We start from the raw sequence: 18,196 nt of genomic DNA, 5'->3' as shown, positions 1-18,196 counted from the left end.
GGGGTGCAGTGCTTTTCGCGTGCCTGTCGTTCACCCCGTCGTTGCTTCCGCGCGGCGGGATCCTGCAGGGGATGATCTGCGGGATCGCTGCCGCGATCGGATACGGCCTCGGCGTGCTCCTCGCGTTCGTGTGGCGCGCCTTCGCCGACCGGCCTCCTCGGTCTCCCAAGGCTGCGTCGTGGTGGCTCTTCGGCGCCTGCGGGGCGGTCCTCTTCGCGGTCTTCTTCGGGCTCGGCCAGTACTGGCAGCACGAGATCCGTACTCTGATGGGGGTTTCCGAGTACAACCTGGCACTTGCGGTTCTCTCCCCGCTCGTCGCGGTCGTGATGTTCCCTGTGCTGCTGGCGATCGGACGTGGTATCCGCGCCCTGTACCACTGGGCGGCACGGACACTCGACCGGTGGATCGGGCAGCGGGCCGCGAACGTCGTGGGGTGGGTTCTCGTCGCGGGACTCGTGTACGCGATCGTCTCCGGAGTGCTCCTCGCCGGCTTCATCGACGCCGCCAATGCGGCGTTCTCGGCGCGGGACACGAGAACCGAGGAAGGTGTGCAGCAACCGACGACCGCACTCCGCTCCGGTGGACCGGATTCGGTCGTTCCGTGGGATTCTCTCGGGTGGCAGGGGCGGATCTTCGTCGGGCAGGGGCCGACCACCGAACAACTCGGTGAGTTCACCGAAGGTCCTGCCCTCGAACCGATCCGGATCTACGCCGGCCTGGCATCGGCGGACGACACCGAGGATCGCGCGTCCCTCGCTGTCGAGGACCTCACCCGGGCAGGAGGATTCGAGCGGAGCAACCTGGTCGTCGTGACGACGACGGGGAGCGGCTGGGTGGACCCGGCCCTGGTGGACTCCGTCGAGTACCTCACCGGCGGCGACGTCGCGACGGTCGCGATCCAGTACTCCTATCTGCCCTCGTGGATCTCCTATCTCGTCGATCAGTCGAAGGCGCGGGAAGCCGGACGCGACCTGTTCGACGCGGTCTACGACGTCTGGTCGAAGTTTCCCCAGGACGCCCGCCCCCGACTGCTCGTGGCTGGGGAGAGCCTCGGTTCGTTCGGCGGGGAGACCGCCTTCAGCGGCGAGTACGACCTGCGCAATCGCACGTCGGGCACGGTCTTCGCCGGACCTCCGAACTTCAACGTCCTCTTCCGGGAGTTCAGCGATCGCCGGGAGGCCGGCAGCCCCGAGATCGAACCGGTCTTCCGGGACGGCCGCACGGTGCGGTTCACGAACGACCCACAGGCGGAGATCCCGCCGACGGACGAGCCGTGGGAGGGGAGTCGGGTGCTGTATCTGATGCACCCGTCGGACCCGATCGTCTGGTGGAGTCCGCACCTGATCACGAGTGAGCCGGACTGGATCGGCGAAGCCCCCGGCCGCGACGTGCTCGAGGACATGGTGTGGATCCCGTTCGTGACCTTTTGGCAGGTCACGGCCGATCTGCCCTTCTCCACGGGTGTCCCGGCCGGGCACGGCCACAAGTACAGCACCGAGTACGTCGACGCCTGGGCTCTCGTCCTGCAATCCCCGGAGATCACGCCCGACGACATCGACGAGGTGAAATTCATTGTCGGAGCAGAGGAGTGACGAGTCCGACCGGGAGCGTCGCTCGACGGCACGTCAGTGCGCCGCGAGTCGCCGCCACCAGGAGGTCTTCGGTGCGGGGACGGGGATCTGCGGGACCGGGGTGCGCAGCGTGAAACTCCAGGTGTCGATGTTCCGCGGGTCGAGTTCGTCGTCGCGGCGCCCGACATAGCGGAACCCGAGCCACGCCCCGTGGGCCTCCTCGACGAGCTTGCGAGGGTGGAAGGGCAGGGACTCCGGGGGAGGGGGTACGTTCGGCGGCCAGCGGAGCGGATGCTCGCCCGCCCAGAACGGCCGCTCCCATACGAACGGGATTCCCTGGTCCTCGAAGAACTCGACGGTGTTCGCTCCGAAGCCGCGGCGCAGCCGGCCGCACTCCCACACGGCGAACGATCCCCACGCACCGGCCGGATCGGATGCCAGCAGGCACGTGCGTTCGGCGGCGGGCGTGCGCAACCACATCGTGGGCAGCTCCGAGGGGTGGCGTAGTGCGAATCGGGGGCTCGACACCACCGTCACACCGGGATAGCTACCGACCCGGAACTGTTCGGCGCCATCGTCCTCGCCGGTGCCCCCGGCGTCGGCGAGCGGTACCCGCGCGCCGGGATCGACCTGGAACTCCGGGAACAGACGCGACAGAAGTGCTCGCGCCGCATCGCGGTCCGGAGAGAACTCGCGCAGCACCGCTACGGGATCGGGTGCGTCGACGTACCAGAGCGTCGACACCGTCGCCGACATCGTCGACGACTTCCTCAGACGCGTCCGTTACTGCGCACACCGAGCAGCACGTCGTCCCACGAGGGGAGCGCGGGCTTGCCGCGCTTGTCCTTCGCGGGAGCCTGCGACGCGCGCGATGCATCGGCGTCGTCGGGCACCGTGACGGCGACGGTGGTCTCCTCGTCGGCGACCGGCTCCGGAGCCGGTTCGTCGGAAGCGGGAGCCTCCAGCGCGATCGGGGCGTGACGGTCGGCGTTCTCCACCTCAGTGGAATCGTCGACGTCGCGCGCCGAGTAGACCGGGGTCAGGTAGCGCAGGGGACGGCCGCAATCGGGATCGACGAGATCGGCGGCAATGTCGTCGAGCGCGGTGATCGTGCCGCCGTGAGCGTCGGGCTGGTAGCGCCAGTGCGCGCGGTTCGTGGAACGACCGGCGTGCCACCGCAACTGCGCGACCCAGAAGCCCTCGTCGTCGCGCCAGGCGTCCCACTCGGCTTCGTCGAGGCTGTGCCCGCGAGCGCGGAAGGCCTGCGTGACGATCTCGTGGAGGGTCTCGACGGCGGGACCGTCGGGGCGGACGGGATGGCCTTTCTTGGCCATGTCGGCGGCCCGGGACCGCTCGAGCAGGACGGGATAGGCGAACCGTTCGACCTTGGCGACCGGGACGCCGGCCTCGTCGGCCACCTGTTCGACCGAGGCGCCGCCGCGGATGCGGGCCTGGATCTCGCGAGGGCGGAGCTGGCTGGTCGTCTCGATCTGGATCTGGCCGAGACGGGCCAGATCTCCGCGAGCGGCCGCGCGCAGGGTGTCGTCGACGGGAATGCGGAACTTGTCCCCCGTCGTGGGATCGGCGAGCACCACATGCTTAGCATCGGGCTCGAGACCGACCACTCGAAGCTCTCGCACCTTGACCTCCTCGCGCCGATCGCGATTGACCCGCCCGACTGTAACCGACCTGGATATTTTTCGTGGCCGGACACGCCGCGCCACGCCGAGCGACATCGCAAGAAATCCGACGCGGCGCGTTATCGTCCAGGGTTCGCCGAAATGTCTCGATGCGAGGTCGAGACTATGACAACAACGGGGCCGGATCCGACATCGGACCCGGCCCCGCTGTGCGGCGTACTCAGAGCTGGGAGACGACCCAGTCGATGCACTTGGTCAGCTGCGTGACGTCCTCGGGATCGATGGCCGGGAACATACCGATGCGCAACTGGTTGCGGCCGAGCTTGCGGTACGGCTCGGTGTCGACGATGCCGTTGGCCCGCAGGATCTTCGCGACTTTCGCCGCGTCGACGGAGTCGGCGAAGTCGACGGTGCCGACGACCTGCGAACGCAGCGACGGATCGGCGACGAACGGCGTCGCGTACTCGGAGGCCTCGGCCCACTCGTACAGGCGCGAGGACGAATCCTTCGTGCGCGCCACGGCCCAGTCGAGACCGCCGTTGCCGTTGAGCCACTCGATCTGGTTCGCGAACATCAGCAGGGTGGCCAGTGCCGGGGTGTTGTAGGTCTGGTCCTTGCTGCTGTTGTCGACGGCGATCGGCAGCGACAGGAACTCGGGGGTGAAGCGACCCGATTCCTTGATCTCGGCGACACGCTCGAGCGCGGCCGGGCTCATCAGCGCGATCCACAGGCCACCGTCGGCGGCGAAGCACTTCTGCGGGGCGAAGTAGTACACGTCGGTGTCGGAGATGTTCACCGGCAGGCCGCCGGCACCCGAGGTCGCGTCGATCGCGATCAGGGTGTTGTCGGAACCGGCGGGACGCTGCACCGGAACCGCGACACCCGTGGAGGTCTCGTTGTGCGCCCAGCCGATGAGGTCGGCCGATGCGTCGGCGACGATCTCCGGAGCCGAGCCCGGCTCCGAACCCACGACGATCGGATCGCCGATGAACGGGTTCTTCTTCGCGACCGTCGCGAACTTCGACGAGAACTCGCCGTAGGTGAAGTGCTGCGAGCGCTCCCGGATCAGACCGAAGGCCGCAGCGTCCCAGAAGGCGGTGGTGCCGCCGTTGCCGAGGACGACCTCGTAGCCCTCGGGCAGGGAGAACAGGTCGCGCAGACCCGAGCGGACACGGGCGACGACGTCCTTGACCGGCTTCTGCCGGTGGCTGGTGCCGAACACCGAAGCGCCGACATCGACCAGCGACTGCAGCTGCTCGGGACGAACCTTGGACGGGCCGCAGCCGAAGCGGCCGTCTGCGGGCTTGAGGTCGGCGGGAATGATCGGTGACGCGTCTGCCATCGGAATGCGTGTCCTAAGAGTCGAGGGACATGGTGCACAGGCAGTCTAGACCGCCCCCTCGGAGCCTCCGCCGGGCGCTGGTCGGCCCGGCCGAGGAAGAGGCATCAGCGATGCGTGATCGAATCCCAGCCCGTGACCTCGGAGGCAGGGCGTGGATCGGGGCCGGTGTAGATCGCCGCGGGACGCACGAGCTTGCCCAGACGCTTCTGCTCGAGGATGTGGGCGCACCAGCCGGCGGTCCGTCCGCAGGTGAACATCGCGGGCATCATCGCCGCGGGGACCTCGGCGAAATCGAGGATCACCGCAGCCCAGAACTCGACGTTGGTCTCGATCGCCCGGTCGGGACGACGCTCGCGCAGCTCGGTGAGGGCGGCCTGCTCGAGCGCGGCCGCCGCCTCGAAGCGCGGAGCGTCGAGCCGCTGGGCGGTGCTGCGCAGCACCCGGGCGCGGGGGTCCTCGGCGCGGTAGACGCGGTGACCGAAGCCCATGAGCTTCTCCTTGCGGTCGAGGATGCCCTTGACCAGACCGCGCGGATCGCCGGTGCGTTCGGTCTCCTCGATCATCGGCAGCACGCGGGCCGGCGCACCGCCGTGCAGCGGGCCGGACATCGCGCCGACCGCGCCGGAAAGCGAGGCGGCCGCGTCCGCGCCGGTCGAGGCGATGACCCGGGCAGTGAACGTCGAGGCGTTCATGCCGTGCTCGGCCGCCGAGACCCAGTAGGCGTCGATCGCCTCGACGTGCTTGGGATCCGGGTCGCCCTTCCACCGCACCATGAAGCGCTCGGTGACGGTGCTCGCCTCGTCGATGTGCTGCTGCGGCACGGCGGGCTGGTAGATGCCGCGGGCGGACTGCGCCACATAGGACAGGGCCATCACCGCGGCGCGGGCGAGATTGTCGCGGGCCGTGGCGTCGTCGATGTCGAGCAGCGGACGGAAGCCCCAGATGGGTGCGAGCATCGCCAGACCGGCCTGGACATCGACACGCACGTCGCCGGTGTGGATCGGCAGGGGGAACGGCTCGGCCGGGTGCAGACCGCGACCGAACTCGCCGTCGACGAGCAGGGCCCACACGTCGCCGAAGGTCACTCCCTTCTCGACGAGCTCTTCGATGTCGACCCCGCGATAGCGCAGTGCGCCACCGTCCTTGTCGGGCTCGGCGATGTCGCTCGTGAAGGCGACCACGCCTTCGAGTCCTGCGACGAAATCCTCGGGAACTGACGCGCGCGCTGCCATGACGGTTGGGCTCTCCTCGTTCGAGCACGGCCCGGTCCGAGCCGCGCTGCCGGTGGAATGAGGTCACCGTCAGGTGTGATCGGCGCCCCACTCGGGTCGTCGGGAAAACTGTAGCCCCCGTGGTCCGAGCGTCGCCGCCCGGATGCCGGGAGTACCGTCGTCGTTCGTGCCGTCCGATTTCCCGTTGCCGCGCCCCGAGGGTGACGACCTCGCGCGTATGCGTGTCGACTACAGCCCGGCAGGGCCGACCGACGAGTCCCCGGCCGACCGCGATCTCACCCCCGGCGATGTCGCCGAGGGCTGGCTTCCGCTGGTGCGTACGTGGTTTGCGAACGCGGTCGCCACCGCGGTGCCCGAGCCGAACGCGATGGTGCTCGCGACCGTCGACGAGCGCGGCCACCCGGCGACCCGCACCGTGCTGTGCAAGAAGATCGACGCCGACGGTCTGACCTTCTTCACCAACTTCGAGTCCGACAAGGGCCGCCATCTGGCCGGGCACCCCTACGCCTCGGCGACCTTCCTCTGGTTGCCCGTCTACCGGCAGGTGACCGTACGCGGGCCGGTCGTGCGCGTGCCCGACGAGGAGACCCTCGCGTACTGGCAGACGCGGCCGCGCGGATCCCGCCTGGGCGCATGGGCGTCGCAGCAGTCGCGTCCGGTGGCGGAGCGCGCCGATCTCGAGCACGCCCTCGTCGATGCCGCCGAGCGCTACGAGGTCGACGACGACATCCCGGTGCCGCCGTTCTGGGGTGGATTCCGCATCGTGCCCGAGTCCGTCGAGTTCTGGCAGGGACGACCCAACCGGTTGCACAACCGGATCCGGACCCGCCTGGTGGACGGTCGCTGGATCGCCGAGCGTCTGCAACCGTGAGGCGCCTGCTCGCCGACACCACACCGCTGCGCAACAAGGACTACGCCCGGCTGTGGTGGGCCGGGATCGTCACCGTCATCGGTGCGCAGATGGCGGTCGTCGCCGTACCCCAGCAGATCTACGAGATCACCCGGAACTCCGCTTATGTGGGGTTGACCGGCGTGTTCGGACTCGTGCCGCTCGTGGTGTTCGGCCTGTGGGGTGGAGCGCTCGCCGACGCGATGGACCGCCGGAAACTGCTCATCGTCACCTCCACCGGTCTCGGTGTCACGTCGCTGTTGTTGTGGGCGCAGGCCGCGATCGGTCTGAACAACGTGTGGGTACTGCTCTGTCTCTTCTCGGTGCAGCAGGCGTTCTTCGCCGTCAACCAGCCCACCCGGGCGGCGGTGATCCCGCGGTTGCTGCCGGTCGGGCAGATCGCGGCGGCCACCTCGCTGAACATGACGGTCGTGCAGTTCGGGGCGATCGCCGGTCCGTTGTTCGCCGGCGCTCTCATTCCCGTCGTGGGTCTGTCCACCCTCTACCTGCTGGACGCGATCTTCCTGCTCGCCACGCTGTGGGCGGTGGTCCGACTCCCGGCGATTCCGCCGCTCGGTGAGGTCACCAAGGCCGGATTGCGCGCGGTCTTCGACGGTTTCCGGTACCTGTCGGGCCAGAAAATCCTGCTGGCGTCGTTCGTCGTCGACATCGTCGCCATGGTGTTCGGGATGCCGCGCGCCCTGTTCCCGCAGATCGCCCACGAGTCGTTCGGCGATCCGGCGCAGGGCGGCTTCGCCCTCGGTCTGCTGTTCGCGGCCATGTCGGTCGGCGCGGTGATCGGCGGCGTCTTCTCCGGATGGCTGCCGCGGGTGCAGCGCCAGGGTCTCGCCGTGATCGTGTGCATCGTCCTGTGGGGCGTGGCGATGGTCGGCTTCGGTGTCGCGGTGTGGTGGGCCGAGCCCGACGGCAGCGGTCTGCTGCTGTGGGTCGCCCTGTTCTTCCTGGCGTTCGGCGGGGCGGTCGACATGGTGTCCGCGGCCTTCCGCTCGACGATGCTGCAGACCGTCGCCACCGACGAGATGCGTGGCCGCTTGCAGGGCGTGTTCATCGTCGTCGTCGCGGGCGGACCGCGCATCGGCGACGTGCTCCACGGCGCCGCCGCAGCGGCCGCAGGCACGGCCGTCGCGGCTGCCGGTGGCGGCGTCCTCGTCATCGTCGGCACGCTCGTGTGCGTCGTCGCCTTCCCGGCCTTCGTGCGCTACCGGGTCTCACGCACTCTCGGATGACGCGCCTGCGGAGTCGCACGGCAAGGGAGCACGCAACTCCGTGACGGCGATGCGCGCGGCCTCACCGATCGCTGCATCGACGACCGGCAGTACGGGATCCGCGCGGGCGGCGCGGGTGAACACCGCGACGGCGATCGGATACTCGCCGGGGAACTCGACGACCGCCACCTCGTTGCGGATGATGCCGATCGTGCCGGTCTTGCCGGCGATCGCGACCCCGCGATGCGGGAAGCCCGACGCGATGCGGTGCGGCCAGACCTGGGCGCGCATCACCTGCTGCGCGAAGGCGGTGCTCTCGGGCGAGAGCACCGAGCCCGACCACACGGTCTCGAGCAGCCGGGTCATCTCCTCCGGGATGGTCGCGCTCGTGTAGGCCGGGTCGTACGCCGAGACCGTCCAGGCCGCGTCGATGTCGGTGAGCGCCCGGAACGCCTCGACGGTGGTGCGGGTGTCCGTCTCCTCGACGAGGCGCTGATAGACGTCCGCCGTGCCACCGATGATCCGGGTCCGCGTGAGTCCGAGGCGCGCGAGGAGTTCCTCGACGGTGGTCGTGCCGATCTCGCCGAGCAGCACATCGGCCGCCGCGTTGTCGGACACCGTCATCATCGATGCGGCCACGTCGCGTCGGCTCATCGTCACCGGATCCCGGAAGCTCGCGATCCCGGTCGGGCCGGGGGTGCAGTCCGACGGCACGATCCGCAGCTGCCCGGATGCGTCGAGTCGGCCGGCGTCCACCTCCGCGCAGAACGCGAGGAACAGCGGAAGCTTGTACACCGACGCGAGGACCACGCGTTCGTCCCCGCGCACCGACAGCGTCGCCGCACGTGGATCCGAACACCGGCGGGCGTGCAGCCATCCCGTGCACCCGGCATCCGCGAACACCGCGCGGATCCGGTCGACCGCCGTGTCTCGCCGTTCCCCGCCTTTCACCGGACGCGTTCCTTGAACAGCACGCGGTCGAGGGCGTCGACGTGCGCACCGACGTCGGCGTCGGCACGTCGCACGATGCGCACCCGCAGGGCCAGCGCGGACGGAGCCCAGTCCAGCCAGGCCACGCCGGGCACCGAGCCGGGCGGTGAGGTCGACATCCCGAAGTGGGTACCGGCGGCCACGGCGGCGAGCACCGCGCGGTCGTCCGCCGCCGGGGTGGTCTCGACATCGAGTCCGCGTTCGCGCAGCAGATCCTGCGCCGCGTCGAAGGCCGCCGGGTTCCCCGTCCGCGGCGGCGCGGCGAACGTCAGGTCGGAGAGCATCGGCAGACGGGGCCGGTCGGAGCGGGCGCTGCGGTGGTCGGCCGGCACGACCAGCCATCGCCGGAGTTTGACCACCGGGCCGGCCTCGAGTCCTTCGGTCAGAGTCGGATGCTCGACGACGGCGAGATCGCACATGCCCGAGCGGACGGCGTCGACGAGTTCGACCGTGCTCGCGGAACGCGTCGCCACCGTCGCCTCACCGCGTCTGCTCAGAACGGTGACGCACAGGGTGACCAGGCGATCGGGTAGTACGCGGGTGGCACCCCAGTGCAGAAGACCCCGGGCGCGGGCGACGCGCCCGGCCTCGGCGAGGAAACGATCGGCGTCGTCGACGAGGAGACGAGCGCGGGGGAGCAGTTCCGCTCCGGCGGGCGTGAGGACCGCTCCCTGCCTGGTGCGATGCACGAGTTCGGAACCGAGATGCTGCTCGAGTTTCCGAAGTCCTTGTGACAGAGGAGGTTGCGTCATGTCGAGCACCGCCGCGGCCCGGCCGAAGTGTCCTTCCTCCGCGACGGTGACGAAGAACCGGAGGTGGCGGATCAGGTCCATGGCAGGGGATTCAATCAGCACGGGCGGACGATTCACCGACCCGGCGTGTCGCGCGGCCGGATCCCGTCCGTCGTCCCCGCCTCCAACAGCGGCGATAGTTCTTCCGACTCGTGCGGACGGCGGGTGGGTATTGGCGGGGCGACTCCCGTCGGTGGTGTCCTGTCGGCATGACTTCCACCGATTCACTGCACCGGAAAGGATTGTCGCGCAGGGGTTTTCTCCACTCCGCCCTCGCCCTGTCCTCCGTCGCCGCGGCGGCGGCCTGCGGGTCGCCGGACGGTCCGGTCGCCAGGGGGCCGTCGACGACGGCCGATTCGGTACCCGGCACACATCTGCTCGCCGCCGGTGTCGACGAGCGTCTCCGGGAGATCGAGGACCGCTACGCCGTGCGGCTCGGTGTGGTCGCGCAGTCGCCGGTGACCGGGCGCGTCCACACCTATCGGGCCGACGAACGGTTCGCGATCTGTTCTCCGTTCAAGGTTTACGCCGCCGCCGCGATCCTGCGACTCGAGGCGGAAGGATCCCTCCGTCTCGACGAGACCCTCCCGATCGACCCGGAGGACATCGTCGTCAATTCGCCGGTGACCTCGGAACATCAGGGGCGCGTACTGCCGATCGACCGGCTGTGCGAGGCCGCGCTCACCCGCAGCGACAACACTGCCGGAAACCTGATGCTCCAACGGATCGGCGGACCCGGGGCCGTCACCGCCTTCGCCCGTTCCGTCGGGGACGAGACCACCCGGCTCGACCGCTGGGAACCCGAACTCAACGAGGCGGCACGGGGCGACGAGCGCGACACCACCACCGCTGCCGGACTCGCTCGCGGCTTCCGGGAGGTGCTCCTCGGCGCGGGGTTGCCCGCGCCGCAACAGCGGACACTGCTCGGCTGGATGCGCGCCACCACCACCTCGGACACCCGGATCCGCGGGGGATTGCCGCCGGGATGGACGTCGGCGGACAAGACGGGCGGGGGCAATCACGGGACGGTGAACGACGCCGGGGTGGTGTGGTCGCCGGACGGGCAACCGCTGCTGCTGGCGATCCTGTCGGACTCGACCACCGGCGACCCCGACGCACCCCTCGAGGGCGCGCCCGTCGCGGAGACCACCGCCGTGCTGGTCGACGCACTCTTCGCTGTGCCGTGAGTACAGTGTCCGGCGTGGGGCGCCGGATACGCGCAGATCCCCGCGTAACGACCTTGGTGAGACCCGGGTAGTATTGCCGCAGGTTATCGGCGTGTGCCGGCCTTGCGGCGCAGTCGCGGAGGGTGCGGGCGAGCGTTCGGAACCCACATGGACGACATACCGATCGGGGACTTTCGGCGGACCCTGCCGCAGCGCATACCCCGCGCTACGGCTAGGTTCTACGTGAATGTCCGGAAGTTTCTCGTAGGTCTGAGCTTGAGAGGGATCCTTCGTGCCCGCTGAGAATGACACCAACCCCACCCTCAGCTACCCCGGTGGCGAACACACGATGTCGATCGCCAAGGCGACGGAAGGCAATGACGGTATCGAGCTGGGCAAGCTCCTCGCGGCGACCGGGTACACCACCCTCGACCCGGGTTTCGTCAACACCGCCTCCACGAAGTCGGCGATCACGTACATCGACGGCGAGAAGGGCATTCTGCGGTACCGCGGATACCCGATCGAGCAGCTCGCCGAGAAGTCGACGTTCATCGAGGTCAGCTACCTACTGATCTACGGTGAGCTGCCGACTGCGGAGCAGCTCGAGGTCTTCACCGACAAGATCCGCCGCCACACCCTCCTGCACGAGGATCTCAAGCGGTTCTTCGACGGCTTCCCGCGCAACGCGCACCCGATGCCCGTCGTGTCGAGCGCGGTCAACGCCCTGTCGGCGTACTACCCCGACTCCCTCGATCCGGACGACTCCGAGCAGGTCGAGCTGTCGACGATCCGTCTGCTCGCCAAGCTGCCGACCATCGCGGCCTACGCCTACAAGAAGTCGGTCGGTCAGCCCTTCCTCTACCCCGACAACTCGCTGTCGCTGGTCGAGAACTTCCTGCGCATGACCTTCGGCTTCCCGGCCGAGCCCTACGAGATCGATCCCGAGATCGCTCAGGCGCTCGACATGCTGCTCATCCTGCACGCCGATCACGAGCAGAACTGCTCGACGTCGACGGTGCGCCTCGTCGGTTCCTCGGACGCCAATCTCTTCACGTCCATCTCGGGCGGCATCAACGCACTGTGGGGCCCGCTGCACGGCGGCGCCAACCAGGCCGTGCTCGAGATGCTCGACGGCATCCACAAGTCCGACGGCGACGTCAAGGACTTCGTCCGCAAGGTCAAGAACAAGGAAGACGGCGTGAAGCTCATGGGCTTCGGGCACCGCGTCTACCGCAACTACGACCCGCGGGCCGCGATCGTCAAGAAGACCGCCGACCGCATCCTCAAGAAGCTCGGTGCGGGCGACGAACTGCTCGAGATCGCCATGAAGCTCGAAGAGGCCGCCCTCACGGACGACTACTTCATCGAGCGCAAGCTGTACCCGAACGTCGACTTCTACACGGGCCTGATCTACCGTGCGATGGGCTTCCCGGACCGCATGTTCACCGTGCTGTTCGCCCTGGGTCGCCTGCCCGGCTGGATCGCGCACTGGCGTGAGATGCACTCGGACCCGACCCTGAAGATCGGCCGTCCGCGTCAGATCTACACCGGTTACACCGAGCGCCCGTACACGTCCCTCGAGGAGCGCTGAACCCTCGGAGCGACCGGAAAGATCGACCGAATCCCGACGAGGAGACACGCATGACAAAGCCTGAAATCGAGTTCCAGGAGGGTCCCGCCCCCACCCAGTTGGTCATCAAGGACCTGGTGGTCGGCGAAGGTGCCGAAGCGGAGCCCGGATCGAAGGTCGAAGTCCACTACGTCGGGGTCGAGTTCGATACCGGTGAAGAGTTCGACTCGTCGTGGAGCCGTGGTGAGTCCATCACCTTCCCGCTGTCCGGTCTGATCGCCGGCTGGCAGGAGGGCATCCCGGGTATGAAGGTCGGCGGCCGTCGCCAGCTGACCATCCCGCCGGAGCTCGCCTACGGTCCCGCCGGGTCGGGCCACCGCCTGTCGGGCAAGACGCTCGTGTTCATCATCGACCTGCTCGCCGTGCAGGTGCCGCCGGAGGTTCCGACGGTCGAGCCGGCGACCGGCCCGGCGCCCGCCGATCTCGTCATCGAGGACATCACCATCGGTGACGGCGACGAAGCGCAGCCCGGCGGCGTGGTCGACGTGCACTACCACGGCGTGGAGTACGACACCAACGATGTGTTCGACTCGTCGTTCGCTCGCGGCGACTCCGTCCGCTTCCCGCTCGGACGACTGATCCCGGGCTGGCAGGAAGGCATTCCGGGCATGCGCGTCGGTGGACGCCGCAAGCTCACGGTGCCCCCGCAGCTCGCGTACGGACCGGCCGGTTCCGGGCATCCGCTCGGAGGCAAGACGCTGGTCTTCGTAATCGATCTGCTCGGCGTCGGATAGCCGGACCTGCAACGACATCCGAGGCCCGCAACACCGGTGAGACCACCGGGGTTGCGGGCCTCGTCTTCGTTCAGTTACGGGGCGCCCCGAGCATCGACAATGCGAGGCCGACGTAGTTGCGGGCCAGATCGTCGACGTCCACGCGGCCGGGCCGGTACCAGCGGGCGACGTCGATCCCCAGCGACAGGATCGCCAGTGCTGCGGTGGGCACGTCGCCGACCCGGAACGCGCCGATGTCGACCCCCGAGGAGATGACCTCACGGACCACCGCGTCGGTGCGCCTGCGGATCTCCGCGATCTCGCGGTAGTGCTCCTCCGACAGCGCATGCAGTTCGTACTGCGCGACCCGGCAGGTGGTGTGGTGCACGGCGTGGATCCGCACGAAACGGTCGACGATGGCGCGGATCCGCTCGATCGGGTCGGTGGAACTCGTGGCGGCGCTCTCGACCTCCTCGAGGACGTGGAGGTGCCCGTTGCGGCCGGCCTCGAAGAGCACGGCCTCCTTGGACGGGAAGTGCACATAGAGCGCTGCGGGGCTCAATCCTGCGCCGACGGAGATGTCTCGGGTGGTGGTCGCGTGGTAGCCGCGGCGTGCGAAGGACTCCACCGCGGAGGCGACCAGCCGGCGCGCGACCTCGGATCCACCGCTCGGGAGCGCTGCGACAAGAGAGGCGTCGGGGGTCTGCTCGGGTGTGTCGGTCACGGGGTCCGTCCTGCGGGTCGCGGAGAAGGCGTCGTTGACATCATGCACCGTCGTTGGTCTACTGAGTGAGCGCTTAGTTCGTTCCTGCTGAGTTCGTTCCTGCTACGGCCGATATCCGAGTCGCCCGAAAGGATCCTCGATGCCTTCTCCAGTCCTGTCCCGCCGCGACCTGGACTTCCTCCTGTACGACTGGCTCGACATCGAGTCCCTCACCGCTCGCGACCGCTTCGCCGAGCATTCACGGGAGACCTTCGACGCCGTACTCGACCTGAGCGCCGACATCGCCACCAAGCACTTCGCTACCCACAACAAGAAGGGCGACGCTCAGGAGCCTCGCATCGGCGAGGACGGTCGCGTCGAGATCATCCCCGAGGTCAAGGACGCGCTCGACCTGTTCTGCAAGGCGGGACTACTCGCCGGCGGGTTCGACGAGGAGCACGGCGGCATGCAACTGCCGGTCGCCGTGCAACGTGCCTCGATGGCGTGGTTCCAGGCCGCGAACGCCGGCACCTCGGCGTATCCCTTCCTCACCGCAGCCAACGCGAACCTGCTGGTCACCCACGGCAGCGACGAGCAGATCGAGACATTCGTGCCGCCGATGCTCGAGGGCCGCTTCTTCGGCACCATGTGCCTGTCCGAACCGCAGGCCGGTTCGTCGCTCGCCGACATCACCACCAGGGCCGTGCCCGCCGCCGACGGCACCTACCGGCTGACCGGCACCAAGATGTGGATCTCCGGCGGCGACCACGAACTCACCGAGAACATCGTCCACCTCGTCCTCGCCAAGATCCCCGGCGGGCCGGACGGGGTGAAGGGCATCTCGCTGTTCATCGTCCCGAAATTCCTCGTTGAGGCCGACGGCACGCTCGGCGAACGCAACGACGTCGCGCTCGTCGGCCTCAACCACAAGATGGGCAACCGCGGCACCACCAACACTCTGCTCAACTTCGGCGAGGGTGTCCACACCCCCGGCGGCGAGGCCGGTGCGGTCGGCTACCTGCTCGGTGAGCCGCACAAGGGCCTGTCGTACATGTTCCACATGATGAACGAGGCCCGGATCGGCGTCGGCTTCCTCGCCACCTCCCTCGGCTACGCCGGGTACCTGCAGTCGCTCGACTACGCCCGTACCCGCACGCAGGGCCGGCCGCTCGGCGCCAAGGATCCGGCCTCGCCGCAGGTGCCGCTCGTCGAACACGCCGATGTGCGACGAATGTTGTTGGCGCAGAAGTCCTATGTCGAAGGCGCTCTCGCGCTGGGGTTGTACTGCTCGAAGCTCGTCGACGTGCAGCGCACCGCCGAGAGCGACGACGAGCGCACCCGCGCCGGTCTGCTGCTGGACCTGCTCACGCCCATCGCGAAGTCCTGGCCGTCGCAGTGGTGCCTCGAAGCCAACAGCCTCGCGATCCAGGTGCTCGGCGGCTACGGCTACACCCGCGAGTTCGACGTCGAGCAGTTCTACCGCGACAACCGACTCAACCCCATTCACGAAGGCACGCACGGCATCCAGGGCCTCGACCTACTCGGCCGCAAGGTGATCATGCAGGGCGGTGCCGCTCTCGCGCTGCTCGGCGAAGCGGTGGGCGAGACGATCGCGCGGGCGACGCAGGCCGGGGGCGACGCCGCCGCCTACGCCCAGCAGTTGGGCGCGGCCGTGGCGCGCGTCGCGGAGACGACCGCGACGCTGTGGTCCACCGGCGATCCCGCTGTGGCCCTGGCCAACTCGTCGGTCTACCTCGAATCCGTCGGGCACGTGGTGGTGGCGTGGATGTGGCTCGAGCAGCTTCTCGCGGTGGGCGACCGCGAGGGCGACTTCTTCGACGGGAAGCGCGCCGCCGCACGGTATTTCTTCCGTTTCGAACTGCCCAGGACCGGTCCGCAGTTCGATCTGCTCGCAAGCCTCGACCGCACCACCCTCGACGTGTCACCGTCGGTTCTGTAACGACACCTTCCAGATGACCGTCACCGACCCGCCGACCGGTAGCGCATGCCACCGGTCGGCGTAGTCGTCGAAGGTGTCGACGATCCGGTCGACCACCGGGGTGATATCGTGCGCGGACACATATGCCGGAAGGCCCGACGCCAGGCCGCGTCGCGCCTCCCAGACGGGAACGGCGATGCGCGCCAGTGTCTCCGACCTGATCATGTCGGCCTCCGCGCGCGGCGGCATCGCATGCTTCTTCGAGCGCCGACGCCGACCCGCTCTGGTCCGCTCCGCATTGTCGACGGGCCAGAACATGCCGTTGTCGCCCGCGGCCAACTGCCCGAAGACACCGAGTTCGATACCCGCCTCGTTCTCGACCAGCAGGTGCACGAGGTCGTGGGGGAGATAGGGGTGACCGCCCGGGCCGTTGCGCGGAGCGAGCTCCGGACCGATGTCGCGGTGCACCGCGATCTCGTACCCGATCCCGGGGCCCTTCGTGAAGACGACGCGCATGTTCGTCACGTTAGGCCCGCGGGTGGAAGATCGCATCCGATTTTCAGGCGGATGCGCGCTCGACGAGCAACGACAGGGCGTGACGCACCGTCCTCGCGAGCACGTCCTGGGGATCACCGTCGAAGCGCTGCTCCTCGCTGCGGGTGCCGTCCGGACCGGTCGTCGCGAAGCACACCGTGCCTGGCGGGCGGCCGTCCTGCGGGTCGGGCCCACCGGCTCCGCTCACGGCAACAACGATGTCCGCGCCCAGGAGGCGGGAGGTGCTCTCCGCCATCGTGCGGGCCGCGCTCTCGGACACGACGGGGCCCTCCGGAACCTCGAGCAGGCCGTACTTGACCTCGCGCGAGTACGCGACGATGCCGCCGCGGAACCAGTCGGAGCTGCCCTTCGCGGCACCCAGGCGGGCTGCGAGCGTGCCCGCGGTGAGCGACTCCGCGCAGCCGAGCGTCAGCTCCTTGTCGGAGGCGAGCTGTGCCAGCTGCTCGATCAACTCGTCGGAGGTGTCCGTCCCCTCCACCACGTCGTCATCGGCCATGCGTGTCTCCTTCCAGAGCATCGGGTCGCACCCAGCGGGTGAGCAGGGTGCCGTCGTCGTCGCACACCAGGTGCGCACGTTGCAGGGGTGTCAGAGCGGCCGTCGGCGAATGCGCGATACGCGCGGCGCTGCCGGCGGCCAGGACCGGAGCCCAGGTCAGACACAGCTCGTCGACGACGCCGTCCTCGATCATGCGGCCGAACAGATTCGGTCCGCCCTCGCACAGCACCCGGAGCCATCCCGCCTCGCCGATCGCCGCGAGCAGGGAGGGGCCGTCGATCACTGCGTCGGCGATGACGCGGACGTCGCCTCCGGCGGCCTCCACCGCGCGCCGGGCGGTCTCGGGGGCCCGTGCGGTCGTGAAGACCACGGGCGGGATCGTTGTGTCGGTGAACAGACGCAGGTCGGGCGGCAGGTCGCACGAGGCGGTCACCACCGCGACCGGCGGTATCGGAGCGAGTCCGGCCTCCTCGCGGCGCACGCGCAGGGCCTCGCTGGTCCTCGCGCCGCCGTAGTTCTCGGCCCGCACGGTGCCTGCGCCCACGAGGATCACATCGGCGAGTTCGCGCAGCAGCCCGAAGACCTTCTTGTCGGCGGGCGAGCCGAGGGCGCCCGATCGTCCCTCGACCGCCACGGCTCCGTCGAGGGAGGACACGAAGTTGATCCGCATCCACGGCCGGGACAGGTCGTCGGGATAGGCGTAGAGAGCGCGCAGCGCCGTGTCGTCCACGTGCTGCGTCGCATCGGTGCCGTCGAGTCGTCGCATGACGCCGATCAGACCACTCCCGCCCGCCGGATGCACGTCACGCGCCGTGCCCGGCGTCGAGATCACCCACGGACTTGAAGGTCATGAGGCGGTCCAGGTCGCCACGGAGCTCACCGCGTTCGGGTTCGAGGAGGAAACCGCCGTGGTCGCCGGTCGTGAAGGTCTCGAGGATCCGGCCGACGAACCACGCGCGCGGGCCGTCCAGCACGGGTAGTGCGTGGGGTCCCTCGTGCCACGAGCAGCGGTCGAACTTGTCGATGTCGTCGCCGGTGTGCTCGCCGAACAGCGCTGCCAGTTCGCGGTCTGCCGGGGTCAGGACGTGCACGGCGAGGTGCTTCGCCTTCGACGCCACCCGGTAGGTCCGGTTCTTGTTCGACAGCGCCACCAGGAAGCGGGCCGGATCGATCGCGGACTGGGTCGCGAAACCGATCAGGCAACCGCTGCGTTCCTCGCCGTCGAATGCGGTGACGATGAACATCGGGTAGTCGAGCTGCGAGGCGATGCCCGCGAAACCGTCGGCGGATCCTTCGAGTGGGGTGTCGGCCAT

18 protein-coding genes and 1 pseudogene are annotated in these 18,196 nt (G+C 68.9%); 8 read left to right on the top strand and 11 right to left on the bottom strand.

Annotated features, from left to right (window positions below; all coding sequences use genetic code 11):
* Nucleotides 1-8: 8 nt before the first annotated feature.
* Nucleotides 9-1,592, top strand: coding sequence for an alpha/beta hydrolase (locus BLV31_RS21475; RefSeq protein WP_064060245.1), 1,584 nt, complete (start codon nucleotides 9-11; stop codon nucleotides 1,590-1,592).
* Nucleotides 1,593-1,625: 33 nt separating this feature from the next.
* Here the strand turns inward: BLV31_RS21475 and BLV31_RS21470 are convergent, their stop codons facing one another.
* From BLV31_RS21470 to BLV31_RS21455, 4 genes are all read right to left on the bottom strand, one after another.
* Nucleotides 1,626-2,327, bottom strand: a complete 702-nt coding sequence (locus BLV31_RS21470; protein ID WP_064060218.1) for a DUF6928 family protein — start codon at nucleotides 2,325-2,327, stop codon at nucleotides 1,626-1,628.
* Nucleotides 2,328-2,341: 14 nt separating this feature from the next.
* Entirely contained in the window at nucleotides 2,342-3,211 is an 870-nt protein-coding gene (sepH, locus tag BLV31_RS21465) for a septation protein SepH (protein WP_024103094.1), read from the bottom strand.
* A 220-nt stretch (nucleotides 3,212-3,431) separates the two neighbouring features.
* A complete protein-coding gene (gene serC / locus BLV31_RS21460) occupies nucleotides 3,432-4,553 on the bottom strand; it encodes a phosphoserine transaminase (protein WP_006551659.1) in 1,122 nt (373 codons plus the stop codon).
* Nucleotides 4,554-4,657: 104 nt separating this feature from the next.
* Entirely contained in the window at nucleotides 4,658-5,785 is a 1,128-nt protein-coding gene (locus tag BLV31_RS21455; protein ID WP_064060217.1) for a citrate synthase 2, read from the bottom strand.
* 184 nt (nucleotides 5,786-5,969) lie between these two features.
* On the opposite strand from BLV31_RS21455, the gene pdxH reads away from it, so the two are divergent.
* Nucleotides 5,970-6,656 carry a pyridoxamine 5'-phosphate oxidase gene (pdxH, locus tag BLV31_RS21450; RefSeq protein ID WP_174556313.1) on the top strand — a complete coding sequence of 229 codons (687 nt, stop codon included), beginning with the start codon at nucleotides 5,970-5,972 and terminating at the stop codon, nucleotides 6,654-6,656.
* Nucleotides 6,653-7,921 (top strand): MFS transporter, encoded by a 1,269-nt coding sequence (locus BLV31_RS21445; RefSeq protein WP_006551656.1) that lies wholly within the window; start codon nucleotides 6,653-6,655, stop codon nucleotides 7,919-7,921. The genes pdxH and BLV31_RS21445 overlap by 4 nt, the downstream gene beginning before the upstream one ends.
* Here the strand turns inward: BLV31_RS21445 and BLV31_RS21440 are convergent.
* Together BLV31_RS21440 and BLV31_RS21435 are read right to left on the bottom strand one after the other, a co-directional pair.
* Nucleotides 7,904-8,851 (bottom strand): serine hydrolase, encoded by a 948-nt coding sequence (locus tag BLV31_RS21440; protein WP_064060216.1) that lies wholly within the window; start codon nucleotides 8,849-8,851, stop codon nucleotides 7,904-7,906. The genes BLV31_RS21445 and BLV31_RS21440 overlap by 18 nt on opposite strands.
* On the bottom strand, nucleotides 8,848-9,723 hold the full coding sequence (locus BLV31_RS21435; protein WP_064060215.1) for a LysR family transcriptional regulator: 876 nt from the start codon (nucleotides 9,721-9,723) through the stop codon (nucleotides 8,848-8,850). Before BLV31_RS21435 ends, BLV31_RS21440 begins: the two co-directional genes overlap by 4 nt.
* Nucleotides 9,724-9,890: 167 nt before the next feature.
* On the opposite strand from BLV31_RS21435, the gene bla reads away from it, so the two are divergent.
* The 4 genes and pseudogenes from bla (at nucleotide 9,891) to BLV31_RS25620 (ending at nucleotide 13,211) form a co-directional block, all read left to right on the top strand.
* A complete protein-coding gene (bla, locus tag BLV31_RS21430; protein ID WP_232512401.1) occupies nucleotides 9,891-10,868 on the top strand; it encodes a class A beta-lactamase in 978 nt (325 codons plus the stop codon).
* A gap of 271 nt (nucleotides 10,869-11,139) precedes the next feature.
* Nucleotides 11,140-12,438, top strand: coding sequence for a citrate synthase (locus BLV31_RS21425; protein WP_006551650.1), 1,299 nt, complete (start codon nucleotides 11,140-11,142; stop codon nucleotides 12,436-12,438).
* A 50-nt stretch (nucleotides 12,439-12,488) separates the two neighbouring features.
* Nucleotides 12,489-12,839, top strand: a pseudogene (locus tag BLV31_RS25625) (FKBP-type peptidyl-prolyl cis-trans isomerase); the annotation flags it as partial.
* Between the two features lie 6 nt (nucleotides 12,840-12,845).
* On the top strand, nucleotides 12,846-13,211 hold the full coding sequence (locus BLV31_RS25620) for an FKBP-type peptidyl-prolyl cis-trans isomerase (RefSeq protein WP_039958015.1): 366 nt from the start codon (nucleotides 12,846-12,848) through the stop codon (nucleotides 13,209-13,211).
* Between the two features lie 70 nt (nucleotides 13,212-13,281).
* On the opposite strand, the gene BLV31_RS21415 is transcribed toward BLV31_RS25620, so the two are convergent.
* Nucleotides 13,282-13,914: a TetR/AcrR family transcriptional regulator gene (locus tag BLV31_RS21415; protein WP_037217077.1), complete on the bottom strand. Its 633-nt coding sequence runs from the start codon at nucleotides 13,912-13,914 to the stop codon at nucleotides 13,282-13,284.
* Between the two features lie 139 nt (nucleotides 13,915-14,053).
* Here BLV31_RS21415 and BLV31_RS21410 point away from each other — a divergent pair, with 139 nt between their 5' ends.
* Nucleotides 14,054-15,853, top strand: coding sequence for an acyl-CoA dehydrogenase (locus BLV31_RS21410; protein ID WP_064060213.1), 1,800 nt, complete (start codon nucleotides 14,054-14,056; stop codon nucleotides 15,851-15,853).
* Here BLV31_RS21410 and BLV31_RS21405 read toward each other — a convergent pair.
* Genes BLV31_RS21405 through BLV31_RS21390 form a run of 4 tightly spaced genes read right to left on the bottom strand, consistent with a single transcriptional unit; the run spans nucleotide 15,836 to nucleotide 18,196 of the window.
* Nucleotides 15,836-16,348, bottom strand: a complete 513-nt coding sequence (locus BLV31_RS21405) for a hypothetical protein (protein ID WP_064060212.1) — start codon at nucleotides 16,346-16,348, stop codon at nucleotides 15,836-15,838. The two genes, BLV31_RS21410 and BLV31_RS21405, sit on opposite strands and share 18 nt — an antisense overlap.
* A gap of 43 nt (nucleotides 16,349-16,391) precedes the next feature.
* Complete coding sequence (locus tag BLV31_RS21400) at nucleotides 16,392-16,883, bottom strand: CinA family protein (RefSeq protein WP_006551643.1); 492 nt, start codon at nucleotides 16,881-16,883, stop codon at nucleotides 16,392-16,394.
* Complete coding sequence (locus BLV31_RS21395; protein WP_024103101.1) at nucleotides 16,873-17,649, bottom strand: pyrimidine reductase family protein; 777 nt, start codon at nucleotides 17,647-17,649, stop codon at nucleotides 16,873-16,875. The genes BLV31_RS21400 and BLV31_RS21395 overlap by 11 nt, the downstream gene beginning before the upstream one ends.
* Before the next feature lie 37 nt (nucleotides 17,650-17,686).
* Nucleotides 17,687-18,196, bottom strand: coding sequence for a flavin reductase family protein (locus tag BLV31_RS21390; RefSeq protein ID WP_064060211.1), 510 nt, complete (start codon nucleotides 18,194-18,196; stop codon nucleotides 17,687-17,689).

Source organism: Rhodococcus pyridinivorans, assembly GCF_900105195.1.
GTDB classification, from domain to species: domain Bacteria; phylum Actinomycetota; class Actinomycetes; order Mycobacteriales; family Mycobacteriaceae; genus Rhodococcus; species Rhodococcus pyridinivorans.
This window is presented reverse-complemented; position numbering and strand designations above follow the sequence as displayed.